The sequence below is a fragment of the Allocatelliglobosispora scoriae genome (assembly GCF_014204945.1).
Lineage (GTDB): Bacteria > Actinomycetota > Actinomycetes > Mycobacteriales > Micromonosporaceae > Allocatelliglobosispora > Allocatelliglobosispora scoriae.
Window position 1 is genome coordinate 4,496,180 of the sequence record NZ_JACHMN010000002.1, and the last position, 12,448, is coordinate 4,508,627.

Sequence of the window (12,448 nt, forward strand, 5' to 3'; positions counted from 1 at the left end):
CTCACCGGGCCTGCGCGAGCCGTAAGGCCCGGATCGATCTTCGATCCGGGCCTTACGTTATCCACAGGATGTGCGAGTTATCCACAGGGCGCCGACGGGCATGAAGATCGTGCTACTTCCGGGAAGTAGCCCCTTCCCACCCACCACGTAGGCCGTGTTTCCGGGAAACAACCCGATCTTGCCGGCGCACCCGGCGCGCCCCGAGCGCCCCGCGCACCACGCGCTACGCAGCCCGGCGGCTGCGCCACCAGAAGAAGGACACCGCTCCCAGCGGCACCGGCAGGAGCCAGACGAAGATGCGGAAGAGCAGCGTCGCGGCGATGATCTGGGCGTTGAGCTCGTCCGCACCGAGCCCGAGCACGCCGACCAGGATCAGCTCCGTCACCCCGATGTTGCCCGGCGTTATCGGTACGAGGCCCGCGATGGTCCCGATCGCGTAGGCGTAGAGCACCTCGGAACCCGAGAGCAGCTCCGGACCAAGCCCGACCGCCCGCAGCGAGGCGAAGAGCACGAAGTAGCTGGCGGCCGTCGCGATGAGCTGGGCGAGCACCACCACCGGCGCCCGGGTGCGCACGCCCCGCTGGACGTTGATCCTGGTCCGCAGCACCCGCTCCTCGAGGTCGGTGGGAGCGGACCGGCGCAGCACCCCGGCGAGCTTCGCGACGATGCGCTGCAGGCGGCGGGCGAAGCGGTGGGCGAGGTCCTCCCGGCGCAGCAGCAGCCACGGCACGCCGACGAGCAGCGCGAACGCCAGCAGGCCCAGGCCGAGCTGGATGGCCTCGTCGCTGCCGCCGCGGCCGGTGATGAGCACCGCCGAGGTGCCGACGACGGGCAGGATCAGGATCGTCAGGTAGCGCCCGATCCCGGCGAGCGCGATCGAGGTGGTGACCTGATCGGACTCGAATCCCCAGGACCGGTACATCGCGAAGCGGACCGCGAGGTCGGCCCCGGTGGGGAAGAGCGCGGTGAGGAAGTTGCCGCACAGCGTGCTCTGCGTACCGTGGAACCAGCTCAGCCCGGGCAGCGCGACGACGGCGGACCAGCCGTTCGCCGCGATCGCGAGCAGGCCCAGGCCCAGCAGCAGTGCGAACTCGCCGGTGGTGAGCGAGCGCAGCGTCGCCCAGATCTCGGCGTAACTGGCGATGCCCGGCAGCACCCAGATGAAGACGACGGCGACGGCGACGAGCCCCAGTACCCAGACGATCTTGTCGCGGCGGCTCATCCCCATAAGTTACGTCAAGGGTCCCACCAGGGCGGACATGCTCGTCACAAATCAAGGTGATGGCTTTCACCCCGGCGTGCTCTCATGAGGTCCGAGGATGAAGGAGGTCCACATGCTGGAGATCCGTCGAGCGACGACGATGGCCGAGGTCGTCGCCGCCGAGCCGCACTTCGACGGCGAGGTCCTGCCCGAGGCGGCCGAGCGGTTCCTCGGCGAACCGGGGCACCACCTGCTCGTCGCCTACGTGGACGGGGTGGCGGCGGGCATGATCACCGGAGTCGAGACGACGCATCCGGACAAGGGGACCGAGATGTACCTCTACGAACTCGGCGTCGGCGAGGAGCACCGGCGGCAGGGGATCGGGCGCGCCCTGGTGACGGCGCTCGCCGACCTCGCCCGGGAGCGCGGCTGCCACGCGATGTGGGTGCCGGTCGACTCGGACAACGAGGCGGCGATCGCCACCTACCGCTCCGCCGGTGCGAACGAGATCGCGACGATCACCGCGCAGTCCTGGACGCTGCGTTCATAGGAGCTCCTAGGCGGGATCCCGCCGGAAGCGCCGCGCCACCATGGAGCTCACGATGAAGCTCATCACGAGGGCGACGATCACGGCGACCCCGATGATCGATTCCCAGAGGAGCGGATCGTCACCCTTGCCCTGCGAGACGTCGACGAGGATCTGCGCGGTGAGCATCAGCGCGGTCAGAGCGGTCAAGAGGCTGGTCGCGACCGATCGGGAGCTCTCCGCCGCCGCTCGGGCGAAGCCGACCAGGCCGGCGCCGAGGCCGATGCCGATCCCGGCGGCGAGCAGGGTGGAGCTGACGGCGAACGGAACCTCGACCAGCTCGTCGATGGAGAGTCCGATGAAGCCGATGAGGACGCCGACCGCGTCCCAGGGAGCGAACCGCCCGAGCCGGCGGGCTGCCGCCGCCCCGGCGAGCGTGGCGACGACACCCGCCGTGACCAGCCTCGCCGTGTGCGGCGGGAACGGCAGGTGGTGGATGAGCAGGGGTGCCAGCCCCACCATCAGCGCGGTGAGCCGGACCGCTGCGACACCGCCCTGCCGCATGGCGAAGTAGGCGAGCACCGAGCCCACCGCGATCGCGAGCGGGGTGAGTGCCTCCGCGGTGAGCTGCGAATCCGCCGTGGCGTCGGAGATGAGCACGGGAAGCAGCCACATCGAGCAGGCGGTGACCACGACCGCGACGAGGCTGAGGGACCGCCACGACCGCTCCGTCGTCCGGCCCTCAACGCCGCGGCCGACCAGTGCGGCGGCGAGGGCCAGCACGGCGAAGACGAGAAGGGTCCCCTCCCGCCAGGTGATCGGCAGATCGAGGTCGGCGCTGCGGTTGACGGCGATGCCGATCGATCCGACCACGGTACCGGTGCCGAGACCGAGGCCGATCGCCGTTCGGGTGCCGGATCGCGCGGTGCCGAAGGCCACCACCGTACCGGCGATCGCCAGCCCGGTCGCGACCGCGGCGATTGCGAAGAGGAGCTGCGGATCCGCCCCGGCGGCCGCGACGTTGCGATCGAAGCAGGCGGCGGCGATCGCGAAACCACCGGCGCTGAGCGCCCAGCCGTTGATCCGGAGTCCGTGGGCGGCCGCGACGGCGACCGCACCCGCGGCGATCGTGATGAGGGTCGCCGTGATGTAGAGCAGCAGATCCGTGGTGGGATAGTCCGATTGCCGCATCGCGGCGAGCCCCTGGAGTGCCTGTGCGGGCAGGGTGAGAACGCCCCAGAAGCCGATGAGGCAACCGGCGCCGAGCGCCGCGACGCCCTGCGTGATCACCGATCCCGGGTGCCCGCTGCTCGCCGTCATCGTGTCTCCCCATCCGCAGTGTGGCGAGCATCCTCGCACGGTCTGCGAAGTCCGGTCACCCCGGTGGTTCGACGCGCAACCCTTTCACAGCAGGGCTTCGAGCAGCTTCACCGCGTGGTCCGGGCCGGGCAGCGCCGCGAGTTCGTCGCGGAGCCGCTCGGCCGCCGCGCGATAGCCCGGGTCCGCGAGGACCGCCGCGACCGCCGCGCCGATCTCGGCGGGCGTCGCGCCGACCGGTTCGAGCACCCTCGCCACGCCCAGCGCCGCGCACCGGTCCGCGTTGGCCGGCTGGTCCGCGCCCATCGGAAACACCACGGAGGGTACGCCGTGAGTCAGCGCCCCGATGACGCTCCCCGAGCCGCCGTGCGACACGACTGCGGCGCACCTGGGCAGCAGTGCGGCCTGCGGGATGAACCTTTCGATCCGCACGTGCGATGGCTGCGGGCCGAACTCGGCCGGATCGATCTGCGCCCCGACGGTGACGATCAGCGTGATCGGCAGGCCGGTCAGCCCGGCGATGATCCGCTGGAAGAGGTCGCCGGACTCCACATTGAACTCCGTACCGAGCGTGGCGTAGACGATCGGCGCCGGTCCGAGCTGATCGAGCCAGGCCGGTGCGCTGCCGGTGTGCTCCCGCCGGACGGGCCGGATCGAGTGCGCGGTCGCCGGGAGCGGATGTGCCGGATCGCGAAAGCTCGGCGGCACGGGTGACAGGACGAGGTGGCGGCTGAGCATCGCCAGCTCCGGGTCCGGTGCCAGCCCGAAGCCGGCCCGGACCCCGTCGAGCGTCGCACCGATCAGTTCCGGCCGGGAGAAGTGCCCCGACGAGATGACCAGCACCGACGCGTACGGCAGCCCCAGCACCTCGGCCGCGATCATCGAGCCGAAGTCGGTCTCGTCGCAGACGATCAGGTCGGGCCGCCAGCGCCGGGCGAGGTCGCCGACGAGCTCGGCCCGCCGCCGCGCGAGCCGACCGGCGAAGTGGTCGCGGAACACCCGGTCCTCCCGCTCGACATCGACCGCGAGCAGCGGCGATCGCTCCGGCGGGCCGGTCGGCGGGTCGCCGGTCGGGATGGCGGTGAGCCCGGCGGCCTGGATCATCGGGGTGACGGCGGGGCGACCCGAGACGGCGACGGTGTGGCCCGCCGACTCGGCGGCCCGGGCGATCGGCAGCAGCGGGTCGGCGTGGCCGTTACCCCCGGCAAACGTAAACAGCATGCGCACCGGGACACCCTAGATCGCCACAACTCTTCAAGAGTTGGTCCCTAGGGCGGTGCCGGGTTGCCCGGAGCGCGCCAGGGGCGCCCGGGGCTCGCCAGGGGCGCCCGGGGCTCGCCAGGGGCGCCCGGGGCTCGCCAAGGTGCCGTGCCCCTTTAGCACCAACTCTTCAAGAGTTGTGGCGATCTTGGTGGTGGGTCAAGGGTCGGGCAAGGGTCGTCGGGGCGGTGCGGCGGCGGGTTTCCCCTAGCCTGGCGACATGTTGGTCGGGCGCGACGAGCTGCTGGCGGAGGTGCTCCGCCAGCTGGACCGGTGCGGGCGCGTCCTGGTCACCGGGCCGCCGGGCATCGGCCGGACGAGCCTGCTCGACGCCGCCTGCCGAGAGCTCCTCGCCGCCGGGCGGACCGTGTGGCGGATCAGCCCCGGGCCCGGCGACCGGACGACGCCGCACGCGGGCCTCTCCGAGCTGCTCAGCGCGGTGCCCGCCGATCAGATCGCCGCCCTTCCCGCGCCGCAGGCCGCCTCGATCAACTCCGTGCTGTGCCGGGACCGCGAGCGGCCGGACCCGATCGCGCTGCGCCTCGCCACGCTCGCCCTGCTGCGAGGTGCTGCCGAACCCGTCGCGCTCGTCCTCGACGATCTGCACCGGCTCGACGAAGCGAGTGCCGAGGTGCTGGCCTACGCGGCCCGCGGGCTCGGGGCGGGGCTAGTGCTGTCGCGACCGGGGACGCAGGCAGCGCCCCACGGGCTGGACCGGGACGCGACGGAGATCGTCGTGCCGAGCCTGGACTCCGGCCACATGGTGCAGCTTCTCGACGCGCACGGGCTCACCTGCCGGGCCGCCGGCCAGGTGCACGCGGCGAGCGGCGGCATCCCCCGGCTCGCCCTGGCGATCGGTGCGGCGGCCCACGGCTCCTCGGCCGGCTCGTCCCGGGTGCCCCGCTCGGTCGCCCTGCTCTGCCGGGAACTCCTGGCACAGGTGCCGGCACCGGCAGGCCGGTTCCTGCTCGCCGCCGCGCTCAGCGCGGGCACCTCGATCCACGTGCTGCGCCGGGCCGGTCTGTTCCCGGGTGACGAGGTGCTCGCCCTCGCCGAGCTCGCCGGTCTGGTGCTGGTCGACGCCGAGGAACGGGTCACCGTCCGGGCGGGCGCCCTGGCGGCGACGGTGATCGGCGACGCCGCCGAGGACGAGGTGATGGCGTGCCACCGGGCACTCGCCGACGCCGCGTTCGACGAGCCCACCCGGCTGTGGCACGCCTCGATGACCGTGCGCGAGGACGGGGCGGCGGCGCAGGCCCTCGCCGCGGCCCGCCTGGCGAGCCGGGCGCAGGGCAACCCGCGCCGGGCCGCAGAGGTCGCGCTGCGCGCAGCCGAGCTCGCCCCGGCCGACTTCGACCGGTCCACGATCGTGGGGTGGCTGAGCGACGCCGCCGCGGACGCCGGGATCGCCGGGGACGCGCAGCTCGTCCGGCGGGCACTCGCCGGGCTCGAACGCCACCAGGCGCCCCCCGCCGAGCGGGCCCGGGCCCGGCTCGCCGTCTTCGACGTGGCCGGTCAGGACATCGACGACTGCGACGAGCTGCTCTCCACCGTGCTCGTCGAGGCGACCGGTCACCCCGGCCTGCTCTCCGCCGCCCACCTGCGGCTGGCGATCCGGGCCAACATCGCCGAGGGCTCCCCGCGCCGGGCCACGTCGCATGCTCGACGAGCTGTTCAGTACGCCGTGATCGCCGCCGACCGCCAGGCGGAGGTGAAGGCGCTGACCTACCTGGCGCGGATGCAACGGGTCATCGGGGACGTGTCGGCGGAGGAGACCCTGGCGACCGCGCTCGCCGTGCAGCTGCCGCAGTCGGAGATGCGGGTCTTCATCTCGCCGTGGTTCGTCTCGGCGAAGCACTCCCTCTTCGACGACCGGCTGCACGACGCCCGCCACGAGCTGCTCGCCCTGCTGCCGGTCGCCGATGCCACCGGGATGCCCGACGACCAGATCGAGGTGCTGCGGTGCCTCGCCGAGGTCGAGGCGAGGCTGGGCCGCTGCGCAGCAGCCCTCGCCCATGCCCGCCGAGCCGTCGCGATCTCCGAGCGAACGGGCCTCTCACCCGGCCCGGCGTGGTATTCGGCCGCCATCGCCGAACTCGCCGGCGGCACCCTCGGCCGGGCCAGGGCACTCGCCGAGGGTGCGGTGCGAGCCTCCACGGAGGAGCGAGATCAGATCTACCTCGCCCGGGGCCTGCACATTCGCGGCCTGATCCAGCTCGCCTCGGGCGATGCGGCCGGTGCCGTGCGGTCACTGCGGACGGTCCGCGAGCTGGAGCAGGCGCAGGACGCCCGGGACCCGTCGCTGCTGCGCTGGCACGGTGACTTCGCCGAGGCGCTGATCGCGGTCGGGGCGGTGGAGGAGGCGACCGCCTTCCTCGCCGAGGTGCGACCGGTCGCGGCGGAGCTGTGCCGGATGGGCGTGCTCGCCGCGCTGGACCGGGCCGAAGGACTGCGGCTCTCCGTCACCGGCCTCTCGACCGAGGCGATCGACCTGCTGTGGCGGGTGGGGGAGAGCTTCGCCCGGCTCGGCATGCCGTTGGAGCAGGCTCGGACGCTGCTCGCGCTCGCCTCCGCGCAGCGGCGCAGGCGGCGGTGGGCGGCGGCGAGGGAGGCGACGCTGCTCGCCGACTCGATCTATCGGGAGCACGGGGCGAGCCCGTGGGAGCCGACGGCGGTGGAGTCACCCGCCTCGGCGGGGCTCGGTCTGACCCAGGCGGACCGCCGGCTCGTCGAGCTGGTGGCGTCGGGTGCGACCAACCGGGAGATCGCGCACGCCATGTTCCTCAGCGTGAAGACGGTCGAATCGTCGCTGACCCGGATCTACCGGCAGGTGGGGGTGCGGTCCCGGGTGCAGCTCTCGACCCTCGTCTCCTCGGGCAACGACAAGGGTTCTCCCTGATCCACCGGTCCACTTTGACCTGATTGCGCCGGTCGGCGTCACCGCCCGACCCCGTCCCGTCACACCCGCGACATCTGTGGCTCAGATCACGGCCACCGCTGTGACCTGCCCGGCCTGCGTTCCCGCTCGTCCTGCGTCCCCGCCTACGCAAGGGTTTTCTCCGTTTCGAAACAAATGAATATTCGGTTGGCTCCGCCCTAACCGCATCTGTGGTGCGGGCCAACAGAAGGAGTCACACCCATGAAGCACAGAGCCGGACTGGCGGCGGTGACGGCGGGACTGATCATCGCCGGCGGCGCCAGCATCGCTCTCGGGTTATCGGGCATGGCGGGCAGTTCGAACGCGGCCCCGCCGGCCGAGAACCTCGACCCCTACACGGTCGCCGTCGCCGCAGCGGATCGCGCGGCGGCGAGCGGCCTCGACGATCTGGGCAAGGGCGCCGCCGAGGAGTTCGACCGGCGGGCCGTCTACCGCGGTGGCAACCCCGGTGAGCAGGACGTGTACTACGTCTCCTATGACCGCACCTACCAGGGCATGCGGGTGGTGGGCGGGGACGCCGTCGTCGCCACCGACACGAAGGGCAAGGTGCTCAGCACGGTCTCGGCGACGAAGGGCGCGATCTCCGTCGGCACCCGCCCCGCGGTGGGGGCCACGGCGGCGAAGGCGACCGCCCGCACGGAGCTGACGAAGGTCGACGCCGTCGCCGAGCCGCAGCTCGTGGTGCTCGCCCTCGGCCAGCCGAAGCCCGTTCTCGCGTGGGACGTGGTCGTCTCCGGCCGCGACAACGGCAAGCCGAGCCGCCAGCACGTCTACGTCGACGCGACCAGCGGCAAGGTCGCGTACCACCAGGAGGAGATCCAGGCCGGTACGGGCACCGCGGTCTGGAGCGGCTCGAACCTGTCCTTCCCGACCTCCGGTTCGAGCGGCAACTACCAGATGAAGGACCCCAACCGGGGCAACATCAGCTGCGCCAACTACAGCGGCGGTACGGGTGCGATCTTCACCGACGCCGATGACGTCTGGGGCAGCACCAGCAAGACCGACAAGGTCGCGGGCTGCGTGGACGTGATGTACACGACGGCACACCAGTGGGACATGCTGTCGCAGTGGCTCGGCCGCAACGGGCTCAACGGCAACGGCGGCGGCTGGCCGTCCTATGTGGGCCTGTCCGACCAGAACGCCTACTGGGACTACGTGCCCAACGCGACCCTCTTCGGCACCAACGCCGCCAACTACTGGCTGACCGGCATCGATGTCGTGGCGCACGAGAACGGCCACGGCATCGACGAGAACACCCCCGGCGGCACCGCGCAGGAGTCCGGTCTGGGCGAGGCGACCGGCGACATCTTCGGCGCACTCACCGAGGCCTTCATCAACAGCTCGGTGGACACGCCGGACTACACGGTCGGTGAGATGGTCAACTTCTCCGGCAACGGCAAGCCGCTGCGCTACATGTACAACCCCTCCCTCGACGGACGCAGCCCCAACTGCTACTCCTCGTCGATCCCCAACACCGAGACGCACGACGCGGCCGGGCCGCTGAACCACTGGTTCACGCTGCTCGCCGAGGGCAACAGCCCCGGCAACGGCAAGCCCGACAGCCCGAGCTGCTCCGGCGGCCCGACCGGCCTCACCGGCGTCGGCATCCAGAACGCGGGCAAGGTCTTCTACAACGCGATGCTCCTGAAGACCTCCGGGATGACCTACAAGAAGTACCGGATCGCCACCCTCGCCGCGGCGAAGAACCTCGACTCCACCTGCGGTCTCTACGCCAAGACGAAGGCCGCCTGGGACGCGATCACCCTGCCCGCGCAGTCGGGCGAGGCGACCTGCTCCCCGTCCGGCAGCGACTGGTCCATGTCGCTCAGCCCCACCTCGGGGCAGGTCGCGCCGGGCTCCTCGGTCACCTCGACGGTCTCGACGACCACGACGAGCGGCAGCGCGCAGACGGTGAACCTCTCGGCGTCGGGTGCACCGAGCGGCGTGACGGTCTCCTTCAGCCCGGCCTCCGTACAGTCGGGCAGCAGCTCGACGATGACGATCGCAGCCGGTGCGAGTGCCGCCGCCGGGACATACACGATCACGGTCAACGGTGACGGCACGACCGATCACTCGGCGCAGTATTCCCTCACCGTGGGCAGCACCAACCCGCCGTCGGGCGCGCCCGACATCGATGTGACCAAGGTGCAGGCGCACCTCACCCAGCTCAACACGATCGCGACCAACAACGGCGGCAACCGCCGGGCCGGGACCGCCGGTTACACCGCGTCGGTGACCTACATCCGGGGCAAGCTGGAGGCGGCCGGATACACGGTCACCCTGCAGGACTGCACGAGCTGCACCTACCGCTCCAACAACCTCATCGCCGACTGGCCGGGCGGCCCCGCCGACCAGGTCGTCATGTTCGGCTCCCACCTCGACAGCGTCAGCGCGGGACCCGGCATCAACGACAACGGCTCGGGCTCCGGCGCGCTGCTGGAGAACGCCCTCACCCTCGCCGCCGCCAACCCGACCATGACCAAGCACGTACGGTTCGGCTGGTGGACCGATGAGGAGCAGGGTCTCAACGGCTCGAAGTTCTATGTCAACTCCCTGACGGCGACCCAGAAGTCGGCGATCAAGGGGTACTACAACTTCGACATGATCGCGTCGACCAACGGCGGCTACTTCATCAACAACCTCAACACCGCCACCTCGGCGCCGATGAAGGCCTACTGGGACTCGCTCAACCTCGCCCCGGAGGAGAACGTCGAGGGGCAGGGCCGCTCCGACGACGCGTCATTCAAGAACGCGGGCATCGCGACCAGCGGATACGCCACCGGCGCGAGCGACCGCAAGACGACGGCGCAGCAGGCGAAGTGGGGCGGCACGGCGAACTCGTCGTATGACCCGTGCTACCACCAGTCCTGCGACACGACCAACAACATCAACGCCACGGCGCTGAACCGCAGTGCCGACGGCATCGCCTACACGATCTGGGCGACGGCGGTGGGCACCGGCCCGACTCCGTCCCCGTCGCCCACGGTGTCGCCGTCCAACTCGCCGTCGGCATCCCCGTCGCCGACCGTGTCCCCGACGGCGTCACCGACCGCTTCGCCGACGTCGTCCCCGACGCCGCCCAGCGGCCGGACCTTCACCAACGGCACCGACTTCCAGATCGTCGACAACCGGATCATCAGCACGGTCACCTCGACCGCGACCGGTACGGCGGTCTCGCCGGTGCAGCTCTCCATCACGATCCAGCACACCTGCTCCGAGGACCTCGGCATCAGCCTGATCGCACCGAACGGCCAGGTTTACGCCGTCAAGTACTCGGGTAGTGGTAACTATCAATGCACGCCGTTCGGTGGCACGCGGACCTACAGCGTGCCGGTCGCAGCCGCGGCGGCTGGTGTCTGGCAGCTCCGGGTCACGGACTACGGACCCGGTGACTACGGAGTGCTCGACACCTGGTCGATCACCCTGTAGTCCTTCCTCCCCTGGAAGCCCGGCGCCGCGTCTCCACAAGGGACGCGGCGCCGGTCCGTGCGTCAGTGATGGTAACCCTCGTGGATGATCCGCTGCGCCGCCTCGGCGTAGCGCGAGGAATCCTCCGGCAGCGCCGTGGCGAGGCCGTCGACGTAGCGGTTGAACATGCAGAACGCGGCGGCGATCAGCACGGTGTCGTGGATCTCCAGGTCGATGGCGCCCTCGGCACGGGCGGCGTCGACCATCGCGGTGGTGACCTTGCGGCCGTCCTGCTGCACCGCTCCGGCGATCCGCAGCAGCGCGCGGAGCTTCTCGGAGACGGGCGCGGTGTCGAGGTTGCTGCGGACCTGGTCGACGAGGGTCATGCCCGTGTCGAGCTGCGCGGCGGCGAAGGCCGAGTGCGATGAGCAGCAGAAGTTGCACTCGTTGAGCCCGGAGACGTAAGCCGCGATCAGCTCGCGCTCGCCCGGGGAGAGCGGGTGCGGTCCCCGGCGCAGCAGCACCTCGGCGAGCTCGTTGAGCGGCCCGGCCGTCTCGGGGCGGTAGCGCATCGGCCCCGAGATGCCGGGGAACTCCTTCTCGTCCAGTCCTAGATCGATGTGTGCCATGTCAGACTCCTAGCTGCTCAGAGGCGAGGGCGGTGCCCTCGACCCGGGCGGCGATCTTCGCCCAGGCGGTGTCGCGGGAGGTGGAGACGTCGTCGCCGAAGGGCGCGAACCCGCAGTCGTCGCAGGTCCCGAGCCGCTCCGGGTCGATGTGCTCGGTGGCGCGCAGGATGCGGTCGCGCACCTGCTGCGGCGTCTCGATCACCGGGCTGATCGGGTCTGTGACTCCAATGTAGATGATCTGGTCGGGGTGCGAGTGCTTGGCGATGACCGAGAGGACCCGGTCCGGCTCCGGCTCGCTCGCGAGCTGGATGTAGAAGGCGCCCGCGTTGAGCGTGAAGAGGCTCGGCAGCAGCTCGATGTAGTCCACGTCGAGGCTGTGGGTCGAGTCCTGGTCACCCCCCGGACAGGTGTGTACGCCGATCCGTCCCCGCTCCACCGGTGAGAACCGCTCCAGCGCCTCGTTGTTGAGGGCGATCAGGGCGTGCAGGAGTTCTCGGCTCGGATCGAGCTTGAGGGAGAGCCGGGCCTCGGTGAAGTCGAGCTGCACCGAGTGGGCGCCGGCGAGCAGGGCGCCGCGGATGTCGAGCTCGGCCTCGCCGATGAGGTCGTCCAGGAAGTCGTCGTGCGCGTACCCCTCGATGCCGCCGGCCGGGTAGAGCAGGCTGAGCGCCGACGGCGCGATCACGGCCTGCTTGACCGGGACCGTCGCGTAGCGCTGCGCCGCCCGCAGGTAGCCCTCGGCCCGCGCGCCGTAGCGGAACGGTCCGTGGGTGAGCCTCGGGAGCTGCCGGACGTGGCCGTCCGCGAAGGGGATGGTCACCCCGTCGGGTGCCAGGTTGTCGAGGTCCTGTAGGGGGTAGGTGACGAAGCTGGGCTTGCTCTGCTCGCCATCGGTGACGACGGGCGAGCCCAACGCCTCCAGCCGAGCGATCGTGTCGCGAACGGCCTCATCGAAGAGCGCGTCGAGCGCGTCGCGGTCGATCCGGCCCGCCGCATGGTCGGCGAGCCCGGTGAGCAGGGACTGAGGTCGGGGGATGCTTCCGATCGGTTCGGTCGGCAGGGCCATGCCGACGACCATATAGTGATCCCCACGAATTTTTCAATGATGATCAACATTGTGAAAAGTGAGCTATAGGCCTTAGTTCGTAATAATGCGATTGGCCGGGAAA

At 71.0% G+C, this 12,448-nt stretch carries 8 protein-coding genes; 3 read left to right on the forward strand and 5 right to left on the reverse strand.

What is annotated here, in order from left to right:
- Window positions 1-223 precede the first annotated feature (223 nt).
- Window positions 224-1,222, reverse strand: coding sequence for a lysylphosphatidylglycerol synthase transmembrane domain-containing protein (locus tag F4553_RS26005; protein WP_184840179.1), 999 nt, complete (start codon window positions 1,220-1,222; stop codon window positions 224-226).
- A gap of 112 nt (window positions 1,223-1,334) precedes the next feature.
- Here F4553_RS26005 and F4553_RS26010 point away from each other — a divergent pair, with 112 nt between their 5' ends.
- Window positions 1,335-1,751: a GNAT family N-acetyltransferase gene (locus F4553_RS26010; RefSeq protein WP_184840181.1), complete on the forward strand. Its 417-nt coding sequence runs from the start codon at window positions 1,335-1,337 to the stop codon at window positions 1,749-1,751.
- 6 nt (window positions 1,752-1,757) lie between these two features.
- Here the strand turns inward: F4553_RS26010 and F4553_RS26015 are convergent, their stop codons facing one another.
- Both F4553_RS26015 and F4553_RS26020 read right to left on the reverse strand, forming a co-directional pair.
- Window positions 1,758-3,047: a hypothetical protein gene (locus F4553_RS26015; protein ID WP_184840182.1), complete on the reverse strand. Its 1,290-nt coding sequence runs from the start codon at window positions 3,045-3,047 to the stop codon at window positions 1,758-1,760.
- A gap of 84 nt (window positions 3,048-3,131) precedes the next feature.
- Complete coding sequence (locus F4553_RS26020) at window positions 3,132-4,265, reverse strand: glycosyltransferase (RefSeq protein WP_221470493.1); 1,134 nt, start codon at window positions 4,263-4,265, stop codon at window positions 3,132-3,134.
- A gap of 259 nt (window positions 4,266-4,524) precedes the next feature.
- Here F4553_RS26020 and F4553_RS26025 point away from each other — a divergent pair, with 259 nt between their 5' ends.
- The gene (locus F4553_RS26025) at window positions 4,525-7,203 is read left to right on the forward strand and encodes a helix-turn-helix transcriptional regulator (protein ID WP_184840186.1); all 2,679 of its coding nucleotides are present in this window, start codon (window positions 4,525-4,527) and stop codon (window positions 7,201-7,203) included.
- 240 nt (window positions 7,204-7,443) lie between these two features.
- On the forward strand, window positions 7,444-10,671 hold the full coding sequence (locus F4553_RS26030; protein WP_184840188.1) for a M28 family peptidase: 3,228 nt from the start codon (window positions 7,444-7,446) through the stop codon (window positions 10,669-10,671).
- A 62-nt stretch (window positions 10,672-10,733) separates the two neighbouring features.
- On the opposite strand, the gene F4553_RS26035 is transcribed toward F4553_RS26030, so the two are convergent.
- Both F4553_RS26035 and F4553_RS26040 read right to left on the reverse strand, forming a co-directional pair.
- Entirely contained in the window at window positions 10,734-11,279 is a 546-nt protein-coding gene (locus F4553_RS26035; RefSeq protein WP_184840189.1) for a carboxymuconolactone decarboxylase family protein, read from the reverse strand.
- A gap of 1 nt (window position 11,280) precedes the next feature.
- The gene (locus tag F4553_RS26040) at window positions 11,281-12,345 is read right to left on the reverse strand and encodes a cobalamin-independent methionine synthase II family protein (RefSeq protein ID WP_184840191.1); all 1,065 of its coding nucleotides are present in this window, start codon (window positions 12,343-12,345) and stop codon (window positions 11,281-11,283) included.
- Between the last annotated feature and the right edge of the window lie 103 nt (window positions 12,346-12,448).

Excerpts from the sequence above, each read along its gene's own strand:
- F4553_RS26015 (WP_184840182.1), bottom strand. The coding sequence starts at position 3,047 with ATGACGGCGAGCAGCGGGCACCCGGGATCGGTGATCACGCAGGGCGTC.
- F4553_RS26025 (WP_184840186.1), top strand. The coding sequence starts at position 4,525 with ATGTTGGTCGGGCGCGACGAGCTGCTGGCGGAGGTGCTCCGCCAGCTG.
- F4553_RS26005 (WP_184840179.1), bottom strand. The coding sequence starts at position 1,222 with ATGAGCCGCCGCGACAAGATCGTCTGGGTACTGGGGCTCGTCGCCGTC.
- F4553_RS26030 (WP_184840188.1), top strand. The coding sequence starts at position 7,444 with ATGAAGCACAGAGCCGGACTGGCGGCGGTGACGGCGGGACTGATCATC.
- F4553_RS26010 (WP_184840181.1), top strand. The coding sequence starts at position 1,335 with ATGCTGGAGATCCGTCGAGCGACGACGATGGCCGAGGTCGTCGCCGCC.
- F4553_RS26020 (WP_221470493.1), bottom strand. The coding sequence starts at position 4,265 with ATGCTGTTTACGTTTGCCGGGGGTAACGGCCACGCCGACCCGCTGCTG.
- F4553_RS26035 (WP_184840189.1), bottom strand. The coding sequence starts at position 11,279 with ATGGCACACATCGATCTAGGACTGGACGAGAAGGAGTTCCCCGGCATC.
- F4553_RS26040 (WP_184840191.1), bottom strand. The coding sequence starts at position 12,345 with ATGGCCCTGCCGACCGAACCGATCGGAAGCATCCCCCGACCTCAGTCC.